Genomic DNA, 25,532 nt, shown 5'->3' with positions numbered 1-25,532 from the left:
ATAATGAGCGCCGACCCCGAGCTTTGCTGAAAGGAGATCCGATGAAACGGTATTCCCTGTTAATGCTTTTCGCGGCCGGCGCGGTTTATGCCCATCACGGATGGGGCGAATACGATGCCGACAAGGCGATGGAACTCAAGGGACAGATTCTTGAATCCGGCTACGTGCATCCGCACGGTTTCGTGAAACTCAAGAGCGGCGACCAGACCTGGCACGTGGTGCTGGCGCCGCCGAGCCGCATGGAAAACCGCGGTCTCGCCAGGGACATGCTGCAGGCGGGCGGACAGGCCACGGTATATGGCTATCCGAACCGGAACAAGCCGGACGAGATGAGAGCGGAACGCATCACGGTCGGCGGCAAGACGACGGAACTGCGCTGAGCATGCAGTCGCAAGGCGCGCTGGGCTGGATCGAGCAATCGGCCCTGGCCGAGGCGATGAGGACGGGCCTGTGGACCTACCCTATCGTCGAGATCGTGCACATCGTCGGCTTCGTCCTGCTGGTCGGTTCGGTCGCCATGTTCGATCTGCGCCTGCTCGGCCTGGGCAAGGCACTGTCCGTGCAGGCGCTCGGGCGCCACCTGCTTCGCTGGACGCTGCTCAGTCTCGTCCTGGTGGTCCCTGCAGGTCTGCTGATGTTCTCCGCGCATCCGTCGGACTTCCTCGGCAATCCCGTCTTCCTGCTCAAGCTCGTCCTGATCCTGCTTGCGGGACTCAATGCGCTGCTGTTCCATGCGCGCGTCTATCGTGGCGCAGCGGAGTGGGACGTGGGCGCGGAACCGCCGGCCGCGGCCAAGAGCCATGCCTTGGTATCGCTCTTCACCTGGATCGCGGTGATCAGCTGCGGACGATTGCTCGCTTATACCTGAACGCCTTGCGGACGATGCTGTTCCCGGGACCTGAAGCGCCGGTCGATCGGTGCGCGCACAGGCTGAGGAAGCCGCTCGTTCCATTCCTGCTTCAGGGCGCGGGCGTCCGGTTGTATTCCTGTCGCCGCTCTCACCTTCACGTTCCTCGCTCGCGCTCCTGAAACATGAGGGAACCGGAGGTTCTCACCACGGTTATGAGACACGTCGAGTGTTCGAAGTGCTCTTCCACTGATTCAAGTTCGTCCCCCTGATGATCGCTTGAAGCGGTTGTTGACGGCCGCGCATGTATGGCCGTTCGTTCTGAACGCGTAGCGGCCAGTACACGCGCCGGCCTCGCCCCCCGCCGCACTGCCCGATCGAACCGATCCTTGATCGTACGGCACCGCGCCCGCCCGGAGTCTTCCGGGACAAGCAGGGCAATTAACAATCGAATTCAAACTTGCGTCGCTCTCCGCGTGCCCGACCTCCCCGGCATAGCCCACCCCGCCCTGCTGGGCCTGCAGACTCTGGTTTTCGATAAACCGCATGACGGTTAATTGCATCGGCGAAGTCAGGATGATGATTGGAATGCGTATGAAGGAACGCGGTTTTTGCACACCTCGCCGATGCATCAATGACTACGGAAGCCGCTACGCCTTTCGCATGAAGATCGACCGCGTGTTTAAAAACGAACAATGCTGCACAAGAAAGGCCCGGGCATGACCCCGGATCCGGGGAGCCGCACACCGGCCACCGATGCTTACAGCGAGAACACGAAACGAGCGCGATGCGGCGAGACGTGACGGGCATCCGTCGCATGCCTGCCACGCGTGACTGCGAGCGGAAGTGTTCAATCAGGGGAAAATGCAGAGCGAGGCAGAAGGCACTAGCACCGTCGTGCAGCAGATGGATGACGCGGTGGGGCTGCCGCATGACGGCGGCTGCCCCACCCTCGCTCGGGAATACGCCGCCTGGATCAGGTCGGGCGGAAGAAGCGGCGCTCGCGCCCGCTTCCGCTGTCGGAAATCGTTTTTTCCTTGACCAGCATGTGCAGGGCATTGGCCTGGCGCTGGGACAGCTTCTTCAGGTCATCCCTCGAGGGATCGATGCCCAGGGTCTGGATGGCTGCCTCAAGGATTTCCCTGGTCGAACGCGGCTCGTTGGTCACCAGGCTGGTCCAGAACTCCTTGCCGGTTGCCGGAAGGCCGCCGGACTGCTTCCTGCCGCGGCCGCCCCTCGCCACGGCTTCGGTCTGCTCGGCGCGCGCCGGGCGCCCCTGACGCCGCGGCTTGTCGCCGATGTCGCCTTCCGCGTTCAGGTTATCGAGGGTGGCAAGGGTCTCTTCCAGCGCGTGTACACGGGCATCGTAAAAGGCCAGGCCCTGGCGTGCATGGGCCAGTTCTGCGGCGAGCGAATCTCGTGCGGATCTCAAATTCGACATGACGGCTCCAACAATGAATTGACATGAATGCCGGCTTCTTTGCAAGGCTGCAAGCGCATGCGCGAAACCGCGAACCGGTTCCCGTTGCGGCTTAAGGAACCGGGGGATCTATTAATACAACACACAAGACGGATCAGATTAAACAAAGTTCAAACATTGTGTCCGCGACAATCCCATCGATGACAGTTTTAATACAGGTCTTCTCCAGCTCGAATTTTTGAATGTGTTTGAGCGACGACGGGGCCAGGGTGTGCCGGGCGAAGCGCAATACGCGGACATGACGATACGGCCCGGGAAGTGCGGGCAACACGCCGCGGTCGGCCCGGCCATGCAAGCCTCACTCATCCCCGCTTTGCGAAGCAGGTCATTGATCGGGAGCCCTGAAAGTGATGCGCCTCCCCTGTTTATTGGTATGATTTCCCTTATGAATCATCATCGATCTTCATGATCGAAGCGACCCGGAGTCAATAATGAAAATGAATTTCGCGCATGCGTGGGCCGGACGATTTCTGCCCGGCCTCTCCCTCGTACTGCTCGTCGCGGCCGGGCAGGCGCATGCGGACGCGGCAGGCGACGTCGCCGCGCTCCTCAAGTCCGGACAGAACGAAGCGGCGCTCGCGCGCGCGGATGAACAGCTCAGGAAGCAGCCGCGCGATCCGCAACTGCGGTTTCTGCAGGGACTGGCCCTGACCAATCTCGGACGCAAGGCGGACGCGCTCTCGGTGTTCGGCGCCCTCACCCGGGACTATCCGAAACTTGCGGAGCCGCACAACAACATGGCGGTGATTCATGCGGGGAGCGGTCGTTACGACGAAGCGCTGGCGGCGCTGAACAAGGCGATACAGATCGATCCGAACTATGCGACGGCCTATGAGAATCTGGCCGACCTGCATCTGCAGATGGCCCAGCAGGCGCTGGGCAAGCTGGTGCAGCTCAGCCCGGGCAACGAAGCCGCGCGCCAGCGCCAGGCGCAGCTGCGTAAGATCGGGGATGCGCAGGCGGCAGGCCCGACCCCGGCCCCGGCGGCGGCGTCCGTGACGGAGAAGCCGGCCTCAGCGGTCGAGAAGCCGGCGGCGGCCCCGGACAACGAGGCGGCGCTATCCGTCGTGCGCGGCTGGGCCGCGGCCTGGAGCGCGCGCGACGTGGACGCCTATCTCGCTTTCTACGGGCCGGACTTCCGTACGCCCCGGCAGGAGTCGCGCAGCGCCTGGGAGGCGAAGCGGCGCGAACTCATCCAGGGCAAGTCGAGGATTGCGGTGGAAGTGGACGCGCCGCAGGTGGCCGTCAGCGGCGCGACGGCGACGGTGCGCTTCCGGCAGAATTATTCGTCCGACAATTTCACCTCGAAAGAGCGCAAGACGCTCGTGCTGCGCAAGTACGACGACGGATGGAAGATCGTCGAGGAGCGGGCGGGCGCGTGAAGCCGCTCAGGCCACCGCGCGTTTCTGGGCGTCGGTGATCGTCCAGTAGTAAATGGTGCTGCCGGCGACGGTCTCGGTTTTTTCCGGCGGCCATTCTTCTCCCATGTCGAATGCATGCGAGACCACGCGGGTGCCGACCTTGAGCTGGCGCCAGAGTTGCGGCCGAAGCTCGCGGTTGATGCTGTTGAGCAGATAGAGCGTGAGCACGCTCGCCTCGGAGAGATCGGTCTTGAACAGATCGCCCTGAGAAAAGCGGACCTTGTCGGTCACCTTGGCCTTCGCCGCGTTGGCGCGCGCTTCCGCGATGCGCTGGGGATCGATGTCGATACCGACGCCGCGCGCCCCGTATTTCCGCGCCGCAGTCACCACCATCCTGCCGTCGCCGCAGCCAAGGTCATAGACCAGGTCGTTCTTGCCGACCCTTGCGATCTCCAGCATGCGGTCGACCACTTCCTGAGGCGTCGGCACGTAGGGGACGTCCAGCCTGGGCGCATCCTTGCGCGCCCAGGCCGGCGGCATGCAGGCGGCCGCCACGGTGGCGGCGCACAGGCGCAGGGCAAGACGGCGGGATTCGATTCCTTGCTGCGGCGAGGTTTTCATGTGAACTCCGGGCGGAAACGGAAATGGATTTCCGTCGGATGTGTCCGCGTGCCGGAAGTTCTTTGGTTTGCGCCAGCGCTAGCAACTGCCCATGAAGCAATATCCGCCGGCGCGCAGGCCAGCTGTTCCTGGGAGACGAGCCGCATACCTGGATACCAGAGCGCACTGCCGTCGCGCTCGATCCAGCGCCATTCCGGGGCAGCGGGCTTGATCACTGTCACCGGACAGCCGAGGCTGCCCGCCAGGTGGGCGGCGGATGTATCGACGCTGACCACGGCATCGAGGCAAGCCAGGATGCAGGCGGTGTCATAGAAATCGTGCGCCGCGCGCAGGGGACTGGCGATCCGTTCCCGCAGCGCGTCCGGAAGGTCGTCGATCTCCGCCGCGGCCGGCCCGACCTGCAGGGAGATGAAGCTGCCCGGACAGTGCTCGAGAAAGGGCTGCATGCTGGGCGCGCGGGCGAGCGCGTCGCGGGCGGCGGCTGCCCCGATCGCGGGTATCCCGCAGGCGTCGGCGAGGCTTGCGGCGACCGCCCCCACCCTTTCGTCGTGGCGCAGGCGGCGCAGGCGGCAGTCTCCGTCCGTGGCCAGCGGCAGCGAGCGCCGGATGTCGTGGTCGTGATCGGGCGATCCCGCCCAGCACACGCCGATCCATGGGCGCGGCAAGCCGAGCAGGCGCGCCTGCCAGCCGGCGACATCGGCTGAATCGAGAGAGAATCGCACCGGCGGCGGCATCTCTTCCACCCGAGTGTCGAAGACCCAGGGCAAGGAAGCCAGCGGGCAATACAGATCATGCGGCGGCAGCGTCTCGGGCGCGAGGGCGATCTCCAGTCCCTCGATCCTGCCGAGCAGGCGCGCCAGGCCGGCACGCTCCCGGTGCAGCATCAGGGTGACGCGCGCCCCGCGCTCCATCAGCAGCGGCAGGTAACGGCTGAACTGGAGGATGTCGCCATACCCCTGTTCGCCCATCACCAGCAGGCGGCGGCCGGCGAGCGGGCCGCCGGCCCAGCGCGGCCGGTCCGAGACGACGCGCGCCGACCTGACCGGCTCGATCTCCCAGCGCCATTCCTGCGCTTCCCAGCCTTCGCGGTAATTCCCTTCGCGCAGCTGCTGGAGGCCGCGCGCGAAGCGCAGCGCGGGGTTCAACGGGTCGGCCTTGATCAGGAAGTCGTATTCGGCGGCAATCCGCGCCGGGTCCGCGTCCTGGCCGGTCAGTGCGCGCACCAGCAGGAAATGGGCGGCGGGCCAGTCGGGCCGGTCTTTGAGAAGCGCGAGAGCAATCGTCTCGGCCTGCGCCGGGCAGCACAGCTCGGCGAACAGCAGGCCGGTGTTGTACAGCAGGTCGCGGCTGCCGGGATGCAGGCAGGCCGCGGTGGCCATGCTCTCGAGCGCATCCAGCAGACGCTTGCCGGCGGCGAGCGAGGCTGCCTGCGCGGCATGCAGCAGCGGATTGTCCGGCTGCACCGCGAGCGCGCTGCCGAGCAGGTGCAGCGCCTCGTCGTGGCGTCCGCCCTGCTGCAACAGCAGGGCCAGGCGATACAGCGCTTCCGCATGCCACGGCTCGGCAGCGAGTATCTGGCGATAACAGCGCTCGGCGGCGGCGAGGTCGCCGGTACGAATCAGCTGGCGGGCGTGCACGATGGCCTGGTCGGCGCGAAATGTGGATGGTGCGGACATGAATGGCATTGTCGGATGCGACGTCAGGGAATGCAGGTGAGTGGGCACTCCGGCGCCTGCGGTTCCATTGCCGGCTATACTCGTCATGTTGCCGGCTGCTCCCGTTAAGCGTCCTGTCATGCATCAGCACCCGATACGCAAGGAATGTCCGCCCGGCGCCTGCACCTGCCGGCGCGAGCAATTGTTCGAAGGCCCCGGCGGGGACATGCGCATCCTGCTGCTTACGCGGGAAGAAGAAAAACGGCTGGTCGCGCGCATCGAGGAGCTGACGACGCTGGCCGATCTGCGCCGCATTGCCGACCGCATGCGCGAACAGCTCGGGATGGTGCTGCGGATCGCCCCCGGCGGCGCCGAAGTGCGCACCGTGCGCGGCCTGTCGATCACGCTCGACGAGCAGCCCGGGCTGTGCCGCAAGACGCGGCAGGCGATTCCCGCCGCCGTGCGCCGCTGCCTCGAGCGGCATCCCGAAATCGTCTACGCCATCCTGAACGAGCGCGATCTGCTGCGCGACCTTTAAGCCGACTCGCCGCAGCCCGCCCCCAGCGTGCGGATATCGCGCGCCAGCTCGGGCATGTCGTCCCAGTCCTCGGGATGGCAGGTGAAGATCAGCACCTGGTGGCGACGCGCGGCGTCGCGCAGCGCGCGCTTGATACGCGCGCGGCGCTCGGCATCGGTGTGCACCACCGCGTCGTCGAGTATCAATAGGGTGGGCATGCCTGCCTCGCGCAGCAGATCCGCATAGGCGAAGCGGCCGAGCAGGCCGATCTGCTCGCGCGTGCCGAAGCTGAGCTGTTCCGGCTCGGCGGCGGTGCCGTCGCGCAGCAGGGAGGAGAGCGTCAGCTGTTCGCCGAGCGCGAGCCCGGCCTGGGGAAACAGCTTGCGGAAATAATGCTCCATGCGCGACACCAGCGGCGCCTGCAGCTTCTGCACCGCCTTGTCCCTTTCCTCGATCAGCACCGCGTGCAGCCGGGCCAGGCCGCGCGCCCGGTGCGCGAGTTCCGCGCGGCGCCGGCCGAGCTGCTCCGCCTGCGCGGATGCTTCGGCAAGCTGTTCGCCCAGACCAGTGGCGCCCTGCTGCTCGAGACGCGCCCGCAGCGCCACGATCTCGCTCTGCAAGCGCGCGTGTGCCTGCCGCTGGTTGTCGGCCGCGCGCATCAGGCTGTCGGCTTCATCCTCGTCGACGTCGGCGGCCAGCTGCGCGGCTTCATTCCTGATCTCCTGCACCTGCGCGGCAAGCAATCCGTCCTGCGCCAGCGCCTCGGCGAGTTCGCGCTGCGCGGCCGCGCGCCGTTCGCGGGCCTCGTCGGTGTCGAGACGCTGGCGGCGCGACTGCAGATCTTCGGCGAGCGAGGCGGCGCGCGCACTCAGCGCGAGCTGTTCATCGCGCGCGGCGCGGGCCTGCTGCTGATACGCGCGGTGTCTCGTCTCGGCGGCGGTGACCGCTTCATTCGCGGCGGCGGGATCGCAGGCGGTTTCCGCCGCCGGCAATGCATCGATCCTGGCCTGCAGTGCCTGCAGACGGGCTTCACCCGCCGCGATGGCATCCGCGAGTGCCTGCACGCCCTCCGGCGCGTGGATGCGCTGCTGTTTCTCCAGGCTTTCGATCTCCCTGCGCAAGGCCTGGTGTTCAGCCAGGCGCGCCTCGCCTTCGGCCAGGCTGGCGATGCCGAGCTGCCGCAGCAGCGCGTCGCGTTTTGCAAGGCGGTCGCGCAGCGCCGACGCGAGACCGCTGGCTTCGCTGGCGCCGGGGATGATGCGCAGCTCGCCGACGCCGGGGATGAGGAGCGTGGCGTCGTGTTCCAGCAGCCGGTGTCCGCTGCCGGAGAGCGGCGCGTCGCCGAGCATCAGCGTGGCCTGCGGGGAGAGCCGGTATTCGATGCGGGTGCAGGTCGCCTCCATCTTTGCCTGCAGTGTCGCCACCTCGGCGTCGAGCGCGCGCAGCGTGCGCAGGCCGTCGGCGCCGATGGCGGACGCGGCCGCGGCGGCGGTCGCCGTGGCCAGCTGGGCGCGCAACTGCTGCGTCGCCTGCAGCGCCTGGCGGCGGCGTTCGAGCTGTTCCTGTTCGAGCGCGCGCTGTTCCCGCAGCTGACGTGCCTGCGCCGCCGCCATCGCCGCCTGCGCCGCGGCCCGGGCTTGCCCGAGCGCGGCCAGCGACTGTTCCTCGGCCTGCGCCAGCTCGCGGCAGCGCGCCAGCAGCGCTTCGGCGGATTGCTGGACGGCGGCGCGGTTCTGCTCGAGCGTGTCGAGCGCCGCCATGTCCTGCTGCGCCTGCTGCTCGCGCTCCTGCAGCAGGCGGCTGCGTTCGCGGTTCGCCGCGTGCAGGCGCTCCAGCTGCGCCAGCAGTTCACGGGCCGCGTGCAGCGCGGCCAGCTTGCGCCGCGCCTGCTCGGCGCGGGCGGCCAGGACTTCCCACTGCCTGCGCCGTGCGGCCTGATCGCATTCCTCCTGCATGCGCGCGAGCCGCTCCGCGTCGGCGGCGAAAGCGCCCTGCAGCTTTTCAAGTGTCTGCAGGCGCTCGCACGCCGCCTGCCAGTCGGCCTCGGCCTGGGCATACTCGCCGGTCGGCTGCGCGTTGCGCGGCGTGAGCAGCTTGTGCATCTCCTTCTGCACCGATGCGATCAGGACATCCTCGCCCTGCTCCACCTGCCCGCCGGCCAGCTCCGACAGGGCCTGCCGCAGATGGGCGGCGGCATGGCCGGCGGGGCTGGCCAGGTCGTGGCCCTGGCCCTGCGCGATCCACAGCAGGCCGGGAATGCCGCCGTGCTCGGGAGTGGAGGCGCCGCGCGCGGGCATGGAAAAGCGCAGCAGCGAGGACAGCGCTTCCTCGGCGCCGTCGCCCTGGAATTTCTGCAGGCCGCCGTCGACCAGCAGTTCGCATTCCTGTCCCTTGATGAAGCGTTTGCGCAGGCGGTAGCTGCGCCCGCCGGTCTCGAATTCGACCAGCACCTGGGGACGCGCCGCCGGCGACTGCCAGGGCACCGCGCCCGCCATGGACTTGGAACGGTAGCGTTCGAGGAAGACCGCGCGGATGGCGCTGGCGATGCTGGTCTTGCCCGCCTCGTTGGGGCCGGTGAAGATGTTGATGCCGTCCTGCAGGCCGTCGATTTCCAGTCGGCCGGAGAACTTGCGGAAGTCCTCGATGACGATGCGGCGCAGTTTCATTGCCGTCCCTCCAGTTCCTGCTGAAAGCGCGCCAGCAGCAGCAGCGCTTCGGTGGCGGCGGCCCGCTCCTGCGGGTCCCCGGCTTCCTGCTCGGCGCGCAGGCGCGCCACGGCGTTGGCGAGATAGCCGCCGCGCGCGCCGAGCGCGGCCAGGTCGGCATCGGTCGGCAGAAAGCGCAGCCCTCCCAGGTCGTGACGCAGCGCCCTGACGCGGGCCGCGGTTTCGTCGATCGCTCTTTCCAGGCTGCGCCAGGCGCCGAGGTCGATGCCGCCCTCGACCCTGAGCATCAGCACATCCCCCTGGCCGAGAGGCTGCAGCCGCGCGACCAGTCGCTCGACGTCGCTCGGCACCGACAGCGTCTCCTCCCAGCGCTGCCAGCGGTAGCGGCTGATGCGGTGCGGCGTGACGTCGGGCGTGCTGCCGGGCGCGGCGATGCGCACTTCGAGCAGCATGCCGGACTCGTTGTTGGTGAAGCGGTCGGTCTCGGGCGTGCCGGAGTACCAGGTGCGCTCATCGACGCGGAACAGGCCGTGCCAGTCGCCGAGCGCGAGATAGTCGAGCGAGGCGCGCGCGCAGCGGTCGGCGGCGATCGGGTTGGTCGCGTCGATGCCCTCGGGCAGGCGCTCGGCGACGCAGCCGTGGGAGAGGCCGATGCGGATCATGCCCGCCGGCGTGGCGGTGTCGTCGAACACGGCAGTCACGTCGTCGAGGGTATGGCGCTGGGTCAGCGGCGCGGCCAGCACCGCGCCCTCGCCGAGTTCGATCACCGTGGGCCGGAGGCAGACCTGGACGTTCGGCGGGATGCAGCCGAGCGCCGCCGCCCGCGTCCATACGCTTTCGGCCAGCGCGGCATCGTGATTGCCGGGAATCATGATCCATGGACCGGAGAAGCCCGCCAGCGCGCCGAAGAGCCGGCGGATCACGCGGTCCGAGACCGTCTGCTGGTCGAACACGTCGCCGGCCACCAGTACCGCCTGCACCTGCCGCTGCGCGGCCAGCGCCGCGATGCGCTCGACCGCTTCGAAGCGGGCTTCGCCGAGCAGCGCCGCCTCTTCCGCGCCGAACTGGCCGAAGCGGGCGCCGATCTGCCAGTCGGCGGTGTGCAGAAAATGGATCATCGATTGGTTTCCTCAAGACGGGATGGGCGGCTTTGGCCGAGGATGTGGCGTTCGACCGGATTGCGAGCAGAAATTCTACAGAAAGCACGGTATGGGCATACAGTGATTTATCGGTCCGCGTAGGCTTTCCGGCAACACTGGTAAACTGCGCCCCCTTCGGCAGCAGCGGCGCGAACCATCGCTTCCGCCGCCGGATCAGAGCTGAACGATCCGCCTGCTCTTTCCATTCGTAAAAAATCACAAGGAGCAATACATGAACGAACCGACTCCCGCCGCGGAGAAAGACGCGAAGCCGTCTTTCATGCGCAGGATCTCGATCGCCTTCGGCGCCTTCTTCCGCAGCTTTTCCGACGCCGAGTTCGCGCGCCGGGTCGACCATATCGATGAAATCGCGGCCGTCGCCGAAGTGCCGCGCGCCGAGCCCGCGCCGCCGGAACCGCCCAAACCGGTGGTGCTGAGGGAGGCGTCGCCGGACGCGGCGCTGCAGCTGCTTTCGCTGCTGCAGCGCGATGCGCGCCTGATCGATTTCGCGATGGAAGACCTGAGCGCCTACTCCGACCAGGACATCGGCGCGGCCGCGCGCGTCGTGCATGAGGGCTGCCGCAAGGTGCTCAAGGAACACTTCACCATCGTCCCGGTGCGCAGCGAAAGCGAAGGCAGCCGCGTGACGCTGGCGGAGGGATTCGATGCCGCCTCGGTGCAGCTGACCGGCAATGTGGTCGGCAGCGCGCCGTTCAACGGCAGCCTCACCCACCGCGGCTGGCGGGCCTCGGAAGTGCGCCTGCCGAAGCTGGCGCCCTCGCACGACGCCAGCGTGCTGGCGCCGGCGGAGGTGGAATTGTGAGCGCGCGCTACGCAATCGGCATCGACCTCGGCACCACGCACTCGGCGCTGGCCTGGACGGAGATCGGCAGCGCCGACGGCGAGCGCACGGTGCACGGCGTGCTCGAGATTCCGCAGCTGACCGCGCCGGGCGCGGTGGAAGCGCTGCCGCTGCTGCCCTCCTTCCTCTATCTGCCGCATGCGGACGAACTCGCCGCCGGCGAGCGCAGCCTGCCCTGGGGGGCGGAGCAGCCCGATGTGGTCGGCGAACTCGCGCGCAGCCGCGGCGCCGCCACCCCGATCCGCCTGGTGTCGAGCGCCAAGAGCTGGCTCTGCCATCCGGGAGTGGACCGGCGCGCCGCCATCCTGCCCGCCGACGCGCCGCCGGAAGTCACCCGCGTGTCGCCGCTGCAGGCCTCGATCCGTTATCTCGAACACCTGCGCAATGCCTGGGACAATGCCCATCCCGAGGCGCCCTTCATCCAGCAGGACATCACCGTCACGATCCCGGCCTCCTTCGATCCGGCGGCGCGGGAGCTGACGGCCGAGGCCGCGCGCAGCGCGGGCTACCAGTCGCTGACGCTGCTGGAAGAGCCGCAGGCGGCGCTCTACCACTGGATTCAGGCGAGCCAGGGCCGCTGGCGCAAGGACGTGCGGCCGGGCGACGTGATCCTGGTGGTCGACGTCGGCGGCGGCACCAGCGACTTTTCCCTGATCGCGGTGGTCGAGCGCGAAGGCAACCTGGAACTGCACCGGGTGGCGGTCGGCGACCACATTCTGCTCGGCGGCGACAACATGGATCTGACGCTGGCGCATGTCGTCGCGCGCAAGCTGGCCGCCGGCGGCACCACGCTCGACCCCTGGCAGATGCGCGCCCTGACCTATGCCTGCCGCTCGGCCAAGGAAGCGCTGCTGTCGGACGCCGGCGCGCAGAGCGTGCCGCTGGTGGTGCCGAGCCGCGGCTCGAAACTCATCGGCGGCTCGATCCGCACCGAGCTTACGCGCGAGGAAGTCAGCGGCGTGATCCTCGAAGGCTTCTTCCCGAAGGTCGAGGCCGGCGCGCGTCCGGCCACGCGCACCCGCGCCGCGCTGACCCAGCTCGGCCTGCCGTTCGCGCAGGACGCGGCGGTGACCCGCCATCTCGCGGCCTTCCTCGGCCGCCAGTCCGGCGCGCTCTCCGAGCTTGGCGTGCAGGCGCAGGCGGGCAGCTTCCTGCATCCCACCGCGATCATGTTCAACGGCGGCGTGTTCAAGTCGCGCATCCTGGCCGAGCGCGTGCTGGACACGGTCAACGGCTGGCTGGCGGCGGAAAACGCGGCGCCGGCACGGCTGCTGCAGGGCGCGGATCTCGACCTGGCGGTGGCGCGCGGCGCCGCCTACTACGGTTATGTGCGCACCGGCACCGGCGTGCGCATCCGCGGCGGCACCGCCCGGTCCTTCTATGTGGCGGTGGAGTCCGCGATGCCGGCCATCCCCGGCATGGAGCCGCCGGTCCAGGCACTTTGCGTGGCGCCGTTCGGCATGGAGGAAGGCACCGATGCCGAGCTACAGTCGCAGGCCTTCGGCCTGGTGGTCGGCGAACCGGTGCATTTCCGCTTCTTCGGCTCCACCACACGCCGCCAGGACCGCATCGGCACCGTGCTCGACGTCTGGCAGCCGGACGAGCTGCAGGAACTCGACGAAATCCAGGCCACCCTGCCCGCCGAGGGACGGCAGGCAGGCGAGGTGGTGCAGGTGCGGCTGCATGCGGCGGTGACCGAAGCCGGCACGCTGGAACTGTCGGCCACGCCGCTGACCGGCGGCGAGCGCTGGAAGGTCGAGTTCGACGTGCGCGGCCACGCCGAAGCCTGATGCGATGAAGCGCTTCCAGGTCGGCATCGACCTCGGCACCACCCATACCGTCGTCGCCTTTGCCGAGGCCGGCGGCGGCGACATCCGCCTGTTCGACATCGAGCAGCTGGTCGGCCCCGGCGAGGTCCAGGCCTTGCCGCTGCTGCCGTCGCTGCGCTTTCATCCGGCCGCCGGCGAGCTTGCCGCCGGCGCGCTGCGGCTGCCGTGGTCGGCGCAGGACGAGGGTCTGGTGATCGGCATGCTGGCGCGCCGGCTCGGCGCCCAGGTGCCGGGGCGGCTGGTGACCAGCGCCAAGAGCTGGCTGTCGCACGCGGCGGTGGACCGGCTCGCCCCCATCCTGCCCTGGGGCGCGCCCGCGGAGGTGCCGAGAGTGTCGCCGGTGGAAGCCAGCGCGAGTTATCTCGCGCACGTGCGCGCCGCATGGAACTGGCGCTTTCCCGACGCGCCGCTGGCGCAGCAGGACCTGGTGCTGACGGTGCCCGCCTCCTTCGACGAAGCGGCGCGCGCGCTGACGCTGCAGGCCGCGCGCGACGCCGGGCTGCCGGGCGTGCGGCTGCTGGAAGAACCGCAGGCCGCTTTCTACGACTGGCTGCACCGGCAGGGCGGGCAACTGGCGGCACAGCTCGCCGACGCGCGGCTGGTGCTGGTGTGCGACGTCGGCGGCGGCACCACCGACCTCAGCCTGATCAGGGTGGAACAGGGCGACGCCGGCCCGGTGCTGACGCGCATCGGCGTCGGCAAGCATCTGATGCTCGGCGGCGACAACATGGACCTGGTGCTGGCGCACCTGGCCGAACAGCGGCTGCGGCAGGACGGCGCTTCGGGCCAGCCGCTGTCGGCGGCGCGGCTGTCGCAGCTGATCGAACGCTGCCGCGCGGCGAAGGAAACCCTGCTCGCGGCGAATGCGCCGGAGCGGGCGGCGGTCACCCTGCTCGGCATGGGCTCGCGCCTGGTCGGCGGCGCCAGCACGGTGGAACTCGGGCGCGACGAAGTCGAGCGCGCCATCGTCGACGGCTTCTTTCCGCCTGCCGCCTTCGGCGAGCGGCCGCGGGCACGGCGGTCCGGCATCGTGGAATTCGGCCTGCCCTATGCGAGCGACCCGGCGGTGACCCGCCATCTCGCGGACTTTCTCGCGCAGTACCAGGACGCGGCCCGGGACGCGCTCGGCGACCGCGCCCCGGCCGACGGCCCCGCCCTGCCCGATACCCTTCTGCTCAATGGCGGCGTGTTCCGCGCGCCCGCCATCGCGCAGAGGCTGCAGCGCACGCTCGACGGCTGGCGCGGTCAGCCGCTGCGGCTGCTGCACAACGCCGACCCCGACGTCGCGGTGGCGCGCGGTGCCGTCGCCTATGCGCTCGCGGCCGCGGGCCGCGCGCCGCGCATAGGCGGCGGCTCGGCGCGCAGCTATTTCCTCGCGCTGGATGAACAGAAGGCGGTCTGCGTGCTGCCGCGCGGCAGCGAGCCCGGCCATGAACTGCTGCTGGCGGACCGCGGCTTCGCGCTGCGCGTCGGACAGCCGGTGCGCTTTCGCCTGCTCACCAGCAGCGCCGATCCCGGCAACCGGCCGCCGGCGCCGGGCGAACTGGTCAATATCGCCGGCGCGGACTATGCGCCGCTGCCCCCGATCGCCGCCGCCCTGCGCTCCGACGCCGGCAGCAAGGAAGTGCGGGTGCAGCTGGCGAGCATGCTGACCGAGGTCGGCACGCTGGAGATGCACTGCGTCAGCCTCGACGATCCTGCGCGCCGCTGGCTGCTGGAGTTCCAGCTGCGCGGCGACGCCGCCGACGAGCAGGCGCCGCAGGAGGTGGCGCTGCCGCCGCGCACCGCCGACGCGGTCGCGCTGATCGACCGCATCTTCGGTCCGCGCGCGCAAAAGACCACGCCGAAGGAAGTGCGGCAGCTCAGGATGCAGCTGGAGCGGGTGCTCGGCGAGCGCGAGCGCTGGCCGACGCCGCTGCTGCGCCACCTGTGCGATGCCCTGCTGCAGCGGGCCCGCGGCCGGCGCCGGTCCGCCGATCATGAAAAGGCCTGGTTCAACCTCGCCGGTTATTGCCTGCGTCCCGGCTTCGGCTATCCCGCCGACGACTGGCGCATCGGCCGCCTGTGGCCGCTGTTCGAATCCGGCATACAGCACGGCAAGGATAACCAGGTGGCGAGCGAATGGTGGACCATGTGGCGGCGGGTCGCCGGCGGGCTGGAGCGCGAGGCGCAGCTGCGGCTGCTGGACGACTTCGCGTTCAATGTCGCCGAAGAGGCCGAGCGCGGTCCGCGCCCGCCGCATCTCGTGCCCGGCGCGATCGATGACATGCTGCGCCTGGCCGGCGCGCTCGAACGCATCCCCGCCGGCTACAAGGTGGAAATCGGCGACTGGCTGCTCGGGCTGCTGTCCGGTCAGGCCGGCGCGCCGGACAGCCTCGTCCTCTGGTGCCTGGCCCGCGTCGGCGCGCGCCAGCCCTTCCATGGCAGCGCGCATGACGTGGCGCCGCCGGAGGATGCGGGACGCTGGCTGGAGCAGGTGCTGGCGCTGGACTGGAAACGCGTGGACGGCGCCGCTTTCGCCGCCGCGCACATCGGCCGCATGACTGGCGACCGCGCGCGCGACATCGAGGGCATGCTGCGCCAGCGCCTGCTTGCCCGCCTGGTCGCGTCCGGCGCGCCGCCGGCATGGACGGCGATGGTGCGCGAAACGGTGACACTCGACGAGGCGGCCGAGAGCAGACTGCTCGGCGACTCGCTGCCTGCCGGGCTGAGACTGATCCGCTGACGCCTGTCCGGCCGGCGAGAGAAATACCCGGCGACAATTGCATTCGCCTTGCCCGCTTGATGCAGTTGCAGGGATGGAACCGGCCCGCGCCACGCGGGGTCTCTCCTGCATGACCATCCGGCGATCGCTGTCCGACACGCCGCCGCTTCCCGCCATCCAAGGAGACAAGATGAACATCCGCACGTTCCTGCTGCTGCTTGTCCTCGCCGCCGTGGCCGCCTTCGTCGCCCTGAACTGGTCGACCTTCCTCGCGCCGTCGACCCTGTCTCTCGGCTTCGCGAGCTTCGAGGCGCCGCTCGGGCTGGTGATGCTCGGCCTGCTGGCGGCGCTGGCGCTGGCCTTCCTGGGCTTCATCGTGTTCCTGCAAACCTCGGTGCTGCTGGAGGCCCGCCGCCACGCGCGCGAACTGCAGACGCAACGCGACCTGGCCGACCAGGCGGAGGCGTCGCGCTTCACCGAGCTCCGCGGCTTCATCGAGGGCGAGATGCGCGCCCTCGCCGCCCGTGACACGGACGCGACCCATGCCTTGCTGGCCCGCATCGACCAGCTGGAGACCGGGCTGCGCGGCGCGCTCAGCGACAGCAGCAATACGCTCGCCGCCTATCTCGGCGAGCTGGACGACCGGCTGGCACGCGAAGGCCGGGTAGCGATCGCGCCGGCGACCCCGAGGCGAGACCATTGAACGCCGCGAAGCTGTGGCAATATCCTGCCGGAATCACACTCTGCGCGGCTCCGGGCCGCGCCCCCGGAAGCGACATGACTGAAAGCGATGAAGCACTCGGCAGGCAACACCATGGACGATCCTTGCGCGGCCCGGCGCTGATGCGCGCCTGCCTGTGCGCGCTGGCGCTCTCGTCCGCCTGGCTGCCGGCCGCCGCCGAGAGCTACCGGGTGGAGCTCGACGCCTCGCCCGAGCTGCGACGCCTGCTGACCGAATTCCTCGACCTGATGCGCTACCGGGAACGCGACGACATCAACGCGGACCAGCTCAGCTTCATGGTCGCGACCGCACCGGAACAGGTCGAGCAGCTCGCCTCGACCGAAGGCTACTTCACGCCCCGCACCGACATCCGGCTGGAACAGGAAGACGGCCTGCCGCTGGTGCGCATCACGGTCGACGCCGGCCCGCGCACCCGGGTGTCGACGGCGCGCGTCGACGTCGCCGGCGCCGCCCCGCGGCAGCATCCGGCACAGGTGCAGGAACTGCGGGACGAATGGCCGCTTTCAGCGGGCGAGCCTTTCCGCCAGGAGGCATGGAATGCGGCCAAGCAGCAGGGCCTGCAGATCCTGCAGCGTCGGCGCTATCCTGCCGCCCGCATCGCCGGCTCGGAAGCCCGCATTCTCGCCGACAGCCAGCAGGCCGAGCTGGCGGTCCAGTACGACAGCGGGCCGGTGTTCCGGCTGGGCGAGATCGAGGTCAGCGGCACCGACCGCTATCCGGAAACCATCGTCCGCAATGTCAGCCCGCTGCGCAAGGGCGAGGAATACCGGGCCGAGCGCCTGCTGGAATTCCAGCGCCAGGTGCTGCGCACGCCGTACTACAGCAATGCGGTGATCGATATCGATGCCGATCCGGAGAACGCGGAAGCCGCGCCGGTGCGCGTGCGAGTGACGGAATTCCCGCAGCAGCGCATCCGCACCGGCATCGGCTACACCACCGACACCGGCGTTCACTTCGACGGACTCTACAGTCACAACAACATGTTCGGCCGCGCCTGGGTGCTCGACGCGCAGGCGCGTCTCGAACAGCGCCGCCAGTTCGGCCGCCTCGAACTGTCGCTGCCGCCGGAGCCGGGGGCCTGGGTGCACAGCGCTTTCGGCTCGGTCGAGCGCACCACGCTGGAAGGCATTGAGCTGGAGTCCCGCCGCATCGGCGTGCGGCGCGCGCGCAGCACCGAGTCGCGCGACACCGCCTGGTCGCTCGAGTATTACAACGACGCGCTGCGGCAGATCGACGACGCCGACCTGCCCGCCGACGTGCTGGTGCGGCCGGGCACCCACCAGGCCCTGGTGGCCGGCTATGCGCGCACGCGCCGCTATGTCGACAATCCCCTGTTTCCGCGCGACGGACGCATCATCACGCTGCAGGCGGGCGCGGCGCTCAAGGGACTGCTGACCGACCAGAGCTTCGTGCGCCTGTACGGCCGGCTGCGGGAATTCATCCCGGTCGGCAAGCGCGATCTCGTCATCCTGCGCGCCGAAGCCGGCGCCGTCATCACCGAAGGCGGCAATGCCTCGATCCCCGCCTCGCTTCTGTTCCGTGCCGGCGGCACCGACTCGGTACGCGGATACGGTTACCAGAGCATCGGCAATCGCGTCGGCAACACCGTCTATCCGGTGCGCTATCTCGCCACCGGCGGCGCGGAATATGTGCACTGGCTGAACGAGCAATGGGGCGGCGCGGTGTTCTACGACCTCGGGGTCGCCACCGACCGCTGGCAGGACCGCTCGGTGTTCCATGCGGTCGGCATCGGCGCCCGCTACCGCAGTCCGGTGGGCCGCATCAATGTCGACCTCGCGTACGGCTTCCAGAAAAACCGCCTGCGGCCGCATCTGTCGCTCGGCGTGGCCTTCTGAGCGATGGACCGCGCGATGCCGACCCGCCTTCCCACTTCCCAGCACGGCCGGGCGCTCGCCTGGGTCGCCGGCATCGTCGCGGCGCTGTTGCTGCTGCTGGCGGCGACGCTGCTGGCCGCATGGCGCACCGAGACCGGCGCGCGCATGCTGTGGCAGGCGGCGCAGCGCTTCGCGCCGGGCAAGCTCGAGGGCGAACTGCTGGGCGGCACGCTGGCGGACGGCCTGCGCCTGCGCGCGCTGCGCTATGAGGACGCACAGCGCAGCGTGGCGGTCGACAGCGTGGAGGGTGCGTGGCGCCTGTCCTTCTCGCCGCTGGCGCTGAGCATCGACTCGCTCGCGCTCGGACGCGTCGAGCTGACGCAGCAACCCACGCCGCCGGAACCGGCCACGATGCCGCCCTCCCTGCGGCTGCCGCTGGCGCTGGAGATACGCGACCTGCGGGTGCGCGAACTCATCGTGCGCGAAGCCGGAAAGGAGGGCGGCACTCAGCTGCGGGATCTGCGGCTGCAAGCCAATTCCGACGGCGTGCGCCACCGGCTGCGCCTGCAGCAGGCCGACACGCCGTACGGCCGGGTACGGGCCAGCCTCAACCTCGCCGGCGATGCACCGTATCCGCTCGACGGCGCGGCCAGCATCGAGGGCCGGGTGCAGGAGCAGGAATTCCGCGCCGATGCGCGCCTGTCCGGCAGCCTGGAGACGCTGCGCATCGACGCCGACGGCGGCGCAGGCAAGCTCAACGGTCAGGCCGGGATCGAGGCATCGCCGTTCGCGCAGGTGCCGCTGCGCCGGGCCGTGGTGAAGATCGACGACTTCAATCCGCAGGCGCTCAGGCCCGACCTGCCGGAGGCACTGCTGCGCCTGCGCGCCACGCTGGAACCGGAGGGCACCCCGGCCGAGCTGTCGCAGCTGGTGGTGCGCGGCCCGGTCGAACTCGTCAACGCCAGCCCGGGCAGGATCGACAAGGGCCGGCTGCCGCTGGTATCGGCGGACATGAAGGTTCGGCTCGATGCACAGCGGCAGCAGATCGAAGCCGTGACGCTGAAGCTGAGCGGCGATGGCGAGCTGTCGGGCAAGGGCGAGATGCGCACCGACGGCAGCGGCGAATTCTCCCTGCAGGCGCGCGACCTCGATCTCAACGCCCTGCACGGCGCGCTCCTGCGGACCAGCCTGGACGGCCCCCTCACGCTCAGACAGGCCGACGGCAGGCAAACCGTCGGCCTCGATCTCGCCGATCCCAGCATGCAGGCGAGCGCCGACATCGAACTCACGCCCGCGCAGATCGGCGTACAGACCGCGCGCCTGCAATCGGGCGACACGCGACTCGACCTGCGCGGCACGCTCGCGCGGGCCGGCAACGGCGAGTTCAGCGCCAGCGGCCAGCTGCAGGACTTCAACCCGGCCCGCTTCGCCGCCCGCATGCCGCCCGCGGCGCGCGGCAAGCGGAAGTTCGTGATCCCCCGGGCGCAGATCAACATGAGCTTCGAGGCCGAGGGCGCGCTGCGGCCAGAGCTCGCAGCCGCGCTGCGCTTCGATATCGACGACAGCAGCTATGACGGCTTGCCGATGGCGGGCAGCGGCCGCGTCTCGGTCGCCGGCAAGCGCCTGTTGCCGAGCGAGCTGCAGCTGACCGTCGCCGGCAATGATGCCCTGCTCAAGGGCAGCTTCGGCGCGCCCGGCGACCGCGTCAGCTTCGATATCGACGCCCCCGCCCTCGACCGCCTCGGCTTCGGTCTCGCCGGCCGCCTCCGCCTGGAGGGCGACGCCGCCGGCACCATCGAGCGGCCGGTCGTGAACGCCGCCTATCGCGGCCAGGACCTCGCCTTCGGCGATCACCGCCTCGCCTTCCTCGAAGGCGAAGCCAGCATGCAGGGCGTGCCCGGAACCAGCCCCGATGCCCTGATCGATCTCGACCTGCAGGCGCGCGGCCTGCGCAGCGGAGATCTCGCGCTCGACAGCATCAGCGCCGACCTCGACGGCAGCTACGCGCGCCATACGCTGCGGGCGGAAGCCGAGGGAAAACTGCGCGGACAGGCGCTGGCGCTGAGCACCTCCGCCCGCGGCCGCCTGCGCGAAACGCCGCAGGGCCTGGCCTGGGACGGCACGCTCGACACGCTCGAGAACCGGACGCAGCCGCGCATCGCGCTCGGCGCGCCGTTGCCGCTGGCGCTGGCGCCGGGCTTCGTCGAGGCGGGCAGCACCCGGCTTTCGATCGCCCAGGCCGACATCGCATTGCAGCAGCTGCGCTACGACCATGGCCGGCTGCGCACCGCCGGCGGCTTCTCCGCCCTCGATGTCGGCCGTCTGCTGGCGCTGCAGCAGCAATTCACAGGCAAGGCCGCGCCGGTGTCCACCTCGCTCGTGCTCGACGGCAGCTGGGACCTGTCGCTGGCGGAGACCGGCTCCGGCTTTCTGCGGATCGACCGCCGTTCAGGCGACGTCAGCATTCCCGGCGCCGCCGGCGAGCGACCGCTCGGCTTGTCCACGCTCAGCCTGCGTGCCGACCTGCAGGGGGAAAGCCTCGTATTCGCCGCCCGCACCGAGGCGGCCCGGATCGGCAGCGTGCGCGCCGACGGCCGCCTGCAGCTTCAGCGCAGCGGCGAACTGCTGGCGCCCGGTCCGGACTCGCCCCTCGACGCGCGCGTCGTCGCCGAAGTGCCCCGGCTGCAGAGCATCGCCGCCCTCGCCGGTCCCCGCATCGCGCTCGACGGCGCCATCAGCGCCGATATTTCGATCACGGGGACGGCCTCATCGCCGCGTCTCGCCGGCCGCGTCGACGGCGAGCGACTCGCGCTCACCCTGTACGACCAGGGCGTGCGCCTGTCCGACGGCACCGCGCATCTCGTCCTGCGCGACAATATCGTCGAGCTGCGCGAGGTGCTGTTCCACGGCGGCGAAGGCACGCTGCGCGCCACCGGCAGCATCGACGTCGGCAATGGCGGCGAAGACCTGCGCGCACGCATCGTCGCCGACCGCCTGCAGTTGCTCGCCAGCCCCAGCGGCAGGCTGACGATCTCCGGGCAGGCGGAAGCCGCGCAGGCGGACGGCCAGACGCTCGTCAGCGGCAAGTTTGTGGTCGACCGGGCGCTGTTCAGCCTGCCCGAGAAAAGCGCGCCCAGGCTGGACGACGACGTGGTGGTGATACGCGGCGACCGCCCGCAACCGGCACGCCGCGAGCAGCCGGGCGACAAACGCGCCTCGCCGCTCAGTCCTCGCGTGGATGTCGTGGTCGATCTCGGCCGTAATTTCCGCTTCGAGGGTGCGGGCGCGGAACTGCGGCTGGCCGGCGGCCTGAACCTGCGCAGCGCGCCGGGCGAGACGCCGCAGGCGATCGGCACGGTGCGGGTGGCGGAGGGCACGTATGAAGCCTTCGGCGCCGAACTCGACATCGAGCGCGGCCTGATCAACTTCCAGGGCCCGCTCGCCAATCCCAACCTCAATATCCTTGCGATGCGGCGCGAGCAGGAAGTCGAGGCCGGCGTGCTGGTGACCGGCACCGTGCAGAACCCGAGGGTGCAGCTGGTTTCCGAGCCCACCGTATCCGACGAGGAAAAGCTGTCGTGGCTGATCTTCGGGCGCGGCGGCGGCGGCGCCGAACAGGGCCAGGCCAGCGCCGCCGCCCAGGGCGCCGCGCTCGGCCTGCTCAACAAATTCGGCGGCGCCCGCGTCGCCAAGGGCCTCGGCCTCGACGAACTCTCGATCGGCAGCAGCGAATACGGCATGGAAGGCAGCCAGGTCGTCAACCTCGGCAAGGAAATCACCGACCGCCTCACCGTCGGCTATGAACAGAGCCTGGCGGGCGCCGAGAGCGTGCTCAAGCTCACCTACCAGCTGTCGCGCAGCTGGACCGTCGTGCTGCGCGGCGGCGCGGTAACAGGCATCGATCTCTCTTACAACAAGCGTTTCGACGGCGACAGGAAGTGAGGTCGCTGAAAGCAGCGCGGCGTCCCTGCCGGCGATGCAGGTTGCGCGAGCTCCGCCGGGCCGGCCCTACTCACACTCGGTAGGGCCGGCGTCCCTGCCGGCCCAAGCCCCGTGCGTCCGGAGAGTCGTTGATGCGCGGGATGCTCAGGATGCTCGGGGCGGCGCGCGTTGGGCGACCTCCGCCGGCCGGCACGGAGGCCGGCCCTACTCCCCCCTCAATACGTCACCAACACCCCCAACCCCATCACCCGCTGGTGCGCGTTGTAATCGATCAGCGAATGCCCGTACCCGGTGAAATACTGCACATAGCCCTTGAGCCTCGGCGCGAGCGGGAAAGCCCAGCCGATCTGCATCGCACCCTTGTCGGTACTGAAGTTGTAGCGCGTCAGCAGCGATACTTCGTGACCGTTGCTGCGCCAGGTGCCGACCAGGTCGCCGCGGCCCATGTAATCGACGATGTCGGGATTGTCGTCCTCGTCCGCGCTCTCGTTGACCCGCTTCCACGCGCGTGCGAGCAGGCTGAAATTGCCGCGCTCGAAGCCGGCCTGCAGATAACTGCGGTTCCAGCTGCGCGACAGCACCGAACCCTGGCCATTCGACTCATGCACGAAACCGGCGTTGATGAATCGCAGCTTCAGACCGAGCAGGTCGAGGTTCAGCGGCACCACCGCCATCACCTCGGGCTGATAATTGGTTTCGCGGAACGGGCTCGATGCCTCGCGGTTGTTTGCCTGCCAGTAGCTGGTCTGGGTATAGCCGAACCAGAAGTCGACCGGCAGGTTCGCCGGGTTCTCGGCGATCTTGAGCTTGAAGCCAATCTGGAACTTGAGCTCAGCATTCGCCAGCCCACCGCCCCGGCCGGGCAGGCGCAGCGGACGATACGGTTCCACGTTCGGCGAATCGTTGTAGGTCGCGATCAGGTAGTTTTCGCGATGCGGCCGGAAATGAAAGATGCCGCGCTTGTCCCCGGCATCGAGCTCCCAGTAGCGCGAAAGATAGGACACGCCGCGCTCGCCGCCGCTCTCCGCAGCCGTACTCGCGGCGAGCGCGGGGCTCTCGGGCTGAGGCGAAACCGCCGCAGCCGCCCGCTCCTGTTCCGGCACAGGCTCGCCCCGCGCAAGCCTGTCATAGCAGGACAGCCGCTCGCGATCGTCGGCGATGGCGGCGCAGGCCTCCAGCCGGGTGGGCACTTCCTGGCCCCAAGCACAGGCGGATGCGAACAGTCCGGCGAGCGCGCCGCAGAGCAGCTTCTTTTTCAAGATCCCCTCCAGGTGAGGACGTCTAGGTTTTTTTTCGAAGGCTCGGCGCATAACGCACCATGTCGAGGCAGGCATCGACCAGCCGCTCGGCCTCGTCGACCAGACTGAAAGACCCGGTGGAGAAGAGCCAGTTCCGCAGCGTGCCGTCGATTGCGCCATGGAACATGATCGCGGCCAGAGGGACGTCGAGGTCGGCCGCAAGCTGACCTTTCTCCACCGCCTGTTCCAGCAGCAGCGTCAGCCGGCCGCGGCCGCGCAGGAACGCTTCCTGCTGGCGCACGTACGCCTGGTCAGTCGGGTCGACGAATTCGCACTTGAAAAACAGGATGTCGGTGACCTTGCGGAGATGGACATCGGTCGCCGCCTGCGTCAGGAAGAAAAGGCAGACCTTGCGCAGATGACCGAGCGGATCGTCGTTGCCGCGCGCCTCGCCTGAAGCGGCAAGTTCTTCCATCGGCAGCCTGACCCTTTCGCACATCGCGTTGAACAGGTCGCTCTTGTTCTTGAAATGCCAGTAGATGGCGCCGCGCGTCAGGCCGGCCGCTTCGGCGACTGCCTCCAGCGTGGTGCGGGCATAGCCGAGACGATGGAAGACATCTTCGGCGGCGTCGAGCAGGTGATTGCGCGTTTCCAGCGCTTCTTCCTTGGTTTTCCTAACCATGAGCAATAAGGAGTGTCGGGTGGGTGGGCGCGGAGCGCTCGCAACATACATTCAGGATCGTATGTATAATACACCCTCGAACACGATAGCGGAAAAGAGATTGCGGCCGACAGGGCTGTCAGGCGCAGTCTGACAAACTGCTGTAAGTTATTCCACTTTTGCCCCGGAAATCCTTCATGAGAGCACTTTACCGATATACCCCGCTGGCGGCCGTGCTTGCCGCCGCGCTCAACCTGTCGGGCTGCGGCGACCAGATCGCGAGCGCGCATGCACAGGCGCCCGGTGGCATGCCGCCCCCCGAAGTCTCGGTCGTGACTGCGGCGGCCGAACGTCTGACACTGACCAATGAACTGCCCGGCCGCCTCGAGGCTACCCGCGTCGCCGAAGTCCGCGCGCGCGTCGCCGGCATCGTCACCAAGCGGGTCTTCCAGGAAGGCAGCGAGGTCAAGGCCGGCCAGGTTCTGTTCCGCATCGATCCGGCGCCCTTCGAGGCGGCGGTCAACAGCGCGCAGGCCTCGCTCGCCCGCGCCGAAGCGAACCTCGCGCAGGCCACCACCACCGTGCAGCGCTACAAGCCGCTGGTGGAAACCAATGCGATCAGCAAGCAGGAATTCGATGTCGCCCAGGCCACGCAGAAGCAGGCCGCCGCCGACGTGCAGGCCGCCAAGGCGGCGCTGACCACGGCTCGCCTGAACCTCGGCTACGCCACGGTGAACGCGCCGATCTCCGGCCGCATCGGCCGCGCGCTCGTGACCGAAGGCGCGCTCGTCGGCCAGGGCGCCGCGACGCCGCTGGCCACCGTCCAGCAGCTCGATCCCATCTACGTCAACATCACGCAGTCCGCGTCGGAAGCGCTCAAGCTGCGCCGCGCCATGAGCGCCGGCCAGCTGCAGAAGGCCGGCAAGGATGAAGCCAGGGTCACGATCGTGATGGAAGACGGCGAAGCCTATCCGCACCCGGGCAAGCTGCTGTTCTCCGACCAGACCGTGGACCCGAGCACGGGCGCGATCACGCTGCGCGCGCTGGTGCCCAACCCCGACCGCTTCCTGCTGCCCGGCATGTACGTGCGCGCACGGGTCGAGCAGGCGGTGCGCGAGAACGCGATCACGCTGCCGCAGCAGGCGGTGCAGCGCATGCCCAACGGCTCGGTGGTGATGGTGGTCGGCGACGACAACAAGGTCGCGCCGCGCCCGGTCAAGGCCGACAGCGCGCTCGGCGACAAGTGGGTGATCAGCGAAGGACTCAAGGGCGGCGAGCGCGTGATCGTCGAGGGCTTCCAGAAGGCGCAGCCGGGCGCGGTCGTCAAGGCCGTGCCGTGGAAGCAGGCGGGAGCAGCGGGCGCGCAGGCGCAGCCGGCTCCCCAGACCGGCGGCCAGCAGCAATCCGCCGGCAACAAGTAAGAGAGCAAGCGA

At 69.2% G+C, this 25,532-nt stretch carries 18 protein-coding genes; 11 read left to right on the top strand and 7 right to left on the bottom strand.

The genetic code is table 11. The annotated features are described in order from the left end of the window. Window positions 1-41: 41 nt before the first annotated feature. Window positions 42-380: a DUF6152 family protein gene (locus NCCP691_RS01220; RefSeq protein ID WP_220806407.1), complete on the top strand. Its 339-nt coding sequence runs from the start codon at window positions 42-44 to the stop codon at window positions 378-380. 2 nt (window positions 381-382) lie between these two features. After that, window positions 383-868 carry a DUF6644 family protein gene (locus tag NCCP691_RS01215; RefSeq protein ID WP_238482258.1) on the top strand — a complete coding sequence of 162 codons (486 nt, stop codon included), beginning with the start codon at window positions 383-385 and terminating at the stop codon, window positions 866-868. 955 nt (window positions 869-1,823) lie between these two features. On the opposite strand, the gene NCCP691_RS01210 is transcribed toward NCCP691_RS01215, so the two are convergent. Beyond that, window positions 1,824-2,288, bottom strand: a complete 465-nt coding sequence (locus NCCP691_RS01210) for a hypothetical protein (protein ID WP_220806406.1) — start codon at window positions 2,286-2,288, stop codon at window positions 1,824-1,826. 470 nt (window positions 2,289-2,758) lie between these two features. Between NCCP691_RS01210 and NCCP691_RS01205 the strand changes: the two genes are divergently transcribed. Next, on the top strand, window positions 2,759-3,709 hold the full coding sequence (locus NCCP691_RS01205) for a nuclear transport factor 2 family protein (RefSeq protein WP_220806405.1): 951 nt from the start codon (window positions 2,759-2,761) through the stop codon (window positions 3,707-3,709). A gap of 6 nt (window positions 3,710-3,715) precedes the next feature. On the opposite strand, the gene NCCP691_RS01200 is transcribed toward NCCP691_RS01205, so the two are convergent. Together NCCP691_RS01200 and NCCP691_RS01195 are read right to left on the bottom strand one after the other, a co-directional pair. Further along, on the bottom strand, window positions 3,716-4,309 hold the full coding sequence (locus NCCP691_RS01200) for an SAM-dependent methyltransferase (protein WP_220806404.1): 594 nt from the start codon (window positions 4,307-4,309) through the stop codon (window positions 3,716-3,718). Then, window positions 4,306-5,985: a tetratricopeptide repeat protein gene (locus tag NCCP691_RS01195; RefSeq protein WP_220806403.1), complete on the bottom strand. Its 1,680-nt coding sequence runs from the start codon at window positions 5,983-5,985 to the stop codon at window positions 4,306-4,308. Before NCCP691_RS01195 ends, NCCP691_RS01200 begins: the two co-directional genes overlap by 4 nt. A 118-nt stretch (window positions 5,986-6,103) precedes the next feature. On the opposite strand from NCCP691_RS01195, the gene NCCP691_RS01190 reads away from it, so the two are divergent. Beyond that, on the top strand, window positions 6,104-6,502 hold the full coding sequence (locus NCCP691_RS01190; protein ID WP_220806402.1) for a hypothetical protein: 399 nt from the start codon (window positions 6,104-6,106) through the stop codon (window positions 6,500-6,502). On the opposite strand, the gene NCCP691_RS01185 is transcribed toward NCCP691_RS01190, so the two are convergent. Next, a complete protein-coding gene (locus tag NCCP691_RS01185) occupies window positions 6,499-9,147 on the bottom strand; it encodes an AAA family ATPase (RefSeq protein ID WP_220806401.1) in 2,649 nt (882 codons plus the stop codon). The two genes, NCCP691_RS01190 and NCCP691_RS01185, sit on opposite strands and share 4 nt — an antisense overlap. Next, on the bottom strand, window positions 9,144-10,265 hold the full coding sequence (locus NCCP691_RS01180; RefSeq protein ID WP_220806400.1) for a metallophosphoesterase family protein: 1,122 nt from the start codon (window positions 10,263-10,265) through the stop codon (window positions 9,144-9,146). Before NCCP691_RS01180 ends, NCCP691_RS01185 begins: the two co-directional genes overlap by 4 nt. Window positions 10,266-10,518: 253 nt before the next feature. Here NCCP691_RS01180 and NCCP691_RS01175 point away from each other — a divergent pair, with 253 nt between their 5' ends. From NCCP691_RS01175 to NCCP691_RS01150, 6 genes are all read left to right on the top strand, one after another. Then, on the top strand, window positions 10,519-11,109 hold the full coding sequence (locus tag NCCP691_RS01175) for a DUF2760 domain-containing protein (RefSeq protein ID WP_220806399.1): 591 nt from the start codon (window positions 10,519-10,521) through the stop codon (window positions 11,107-11,109). Beyond that, window positions 11,103-12,938: an Hsp70 family protein gene (locus tag NCCP691_RS01170; protein ID WP_220806536.1), complete on the top strand. Its 1,836-nt coding sequence runs from the start codon at window positions 11,103-11,105 to the stop codon at window positions 12,936-12,938. The genes NCCP691_RS01175 and NCCP691_RS01170 overlap by 7 nt, the downstream gene beginning before the upstream one ends. A 4-nt stretch (window positions 12,939-12,942) precedes the next feature. Then, entirely contained in the window at window positions 12,943-15,702 is a 2,760-nt protein-coding gene (locus NCCP691_RS01165) for an Hsp70 family protein (protein ID WP_220806398.1), read from the top strand. Window positions 15,703-15,871: 169 nt separating this feature from the next. Continuing rightward, entirely contained in the window at window positions 15,872-16,384 is a 513-nt protein-coding gene (locus tag NCCP691_RS01160) for a LapA family protein (protein ID WP_220806397.1), read from the top strand. A gap of 74 nt (window positions 16,385-16,458) precedes the next feature. Further along, complete coding sequence (locus NCCP691_RS01155) at window positions 16,459-18,279, top strand: autotransporter assembly complex protein TamA (RefSeq protein ID WP_238482257.1); 1,821 nt, start codon at window positions 16,459-16,461, stop codon at window positions 18,277-18,279. Window positions 18,280-18,294: 15 nt separating this feature from the next. Next, the gene (locus NCCP691_RS01150) at window positions 18,295-22,200 is read left to right on the top strand and encodes a translocation/assembly module TamB domain-containing protein (protein ID WP_220806396.1); all 3,906 of its coding nucleotides are present in this window, start codon (window positions 18,295-18,297) and stop codon (window positions 22,198-22,200) included. A gap of 215 nt (window positions 22,201-22,415) precedes the next feature. Here NCCP691_RS01150 and NCCP691_RS01145 read toward each other — a convergent pair whose 3' ends face one another. Further along, window positions 22,416-23,459, bottom strand: coding sequence for a phospholipase A (locus tag NCCP691_RS01145; RefSeq protein WP_238482256.1), 1,044 nt, complete (start codon window positions 23,457-23,459; stop codon window positions 22,416-22,418). A 22-nt stretch (window positions 23,460-23,481) separates the two neighbouring features. After that, entirely contained in the window at window positions 23,482-24,120 is a 639-nt protein-coding gene (locus tag NCCP691_RS01140; RefSeq protein WP_220806394.1) for a TetR family transcriptional regulator, read from the bottom strand. A gap of 176 nt (window positions 24,121-24,296) precedes the next feature. On the opposite strand from NCCP691_RS01140, the gene NCCP691_RS01135 reads away from it, so the two are divergent. After that, window positions 24,297-25,520 carry an efflux RND transporter periplasmic adaptor subunit gene (locus NCCP691_RS01135; RefSeq protein ID WP_220806393.1) on the top strand — a complete coding sequence of 408 codons (1,224 nt, stop codon included), beginning with the start codon at window positions 24,297-24,299 and terminating at the stop codon, window positions 25,518-25,520. The last annotated feature ends 12 nt before the right edge of the window (window positions 25,521-25,532 follow it).

It is taken from the genome of Noviherbaspirillum aridicola (assembly GCF_019656455.1).
Classification (GTDB): Bacteria; Pseudomonadota; Gammaproteobacteria; order Burkholderiales; family Burkholderiaceae_D; genus Noviherbaspirillum; species Noviherbaspirillum aridicola.
This window is presented reverse-complemented; position numbering and strand designations above follow the sequence as displayed.

Coding starts and splice junctions, on each gene's coding strand:
- NCCP691_RS01210 (WP_220806406.1), bottom strand. CDS start 2,288: ATGTCGAATTTGAGATCCGCACGAGATTCGCTCGCCGCAGAACTGGCC.
- NCCP691_RS01200 (WP_220806404.1), bottom strand. CDS start 4,309: ATGAAAACCTCGCCGCAGCAAGGAATCGAATCCCGCCGTCTTGCCCTG.
- NCCP691_RS01185 (WP_220806401.1), bottom strand. CDS start 9,147: ATGAAACTGCGCCGCATCGTCATCGAGGACTTCCGCAAGTTCTCCGGC.
- NCCP691_RS01155 (WP_238482257.1), top strand. CDS start 16,459: ATGACTGAAAGCGATGAAGCACTCGGCAGGCAACACCATGGACGATCC.
- NCCP691_RS01150 (WP_220806396.1), top strand. CDS start 18,295: ATGCCGACCCGCCTTCCCACTTCCCAGCACGGCCGGGCGCTCGCCTGG.
- NCCP691_RS01140 (WP_220806394.1), bottom strand. CDS start 24,120: ATGGTTAGGAAAACCAAGGAAGAAGCGCTGGAAACGCGCAATCACCTG.
- NCCP691_RS01160 (WP_220806397.1), top strand. CDS start 15,872: ATGAACATCCGCACGTTCCTGCTGCTGCTTGTCCTCGCCGCCGTGGCC.
- NCCP691_RS01220 (WP_220806407.1), top strand. CDS start 42: ATGAAACGGTATTCCCTGTTAATGCTTTTCGCGGCCGGCGCGGTTTAT.
- NCCP691_RS01205 (WP_220806405.1), top strand. CDS start 2,759: ATGAAAATGAATTTCGCGCATGCGTGGGCCGGACGATTTCTGCCCGGC.
- NCCP691_RS01195 (WP_220806403.1), bottom strand. CDS start 5,985: ATGTCCGCACCATCCACATTTCGCGCCGACCAGGCCATCGTGCACGCC.
- NCCP691_RS01215 (WP_238482258.1), top strand. CDS start 383: ATGCAGTCGCAAGGCGCGCTGGGCTGGATCGAGCAATCGGCCCTGGCC.
- NCCP691_RS01165 (WP_220806398.1), top strand. CDS start 12,943: ATGAAGCGCTTCCAGGTCGGCATCGACCTCGGCACCACCCATACCGTC.
- NCCP691_RS01180 (WP_220806400.1), bottom strand. CDS start 10,265: ATGATCCATTTTCTGCACACCGCCGACTGGCAGATCGGCGCCCGCTTC.
- NCCP691_RS01135 (WP_220806393.1), top strand. CDS start 24,297: ATGAGAGCACTTTACCGATATACCCCGCTGGCGGCCGTGCTTGCCGCC.
- NCCP691_RS01175 (WP_220806399.1), top strand. CDS start 10,519: ATGAACGAACCGACTCCCGCCGCGGAGAAAGACGCGAAGCCGTCTTTC.
- NCCP691_RS01190 (WP_220806402.1), top strand. CDS start 6,104: ATGCATCAGCACCCGATACGCAAGGAATGTCCGCCCGGCGCCTGCACC.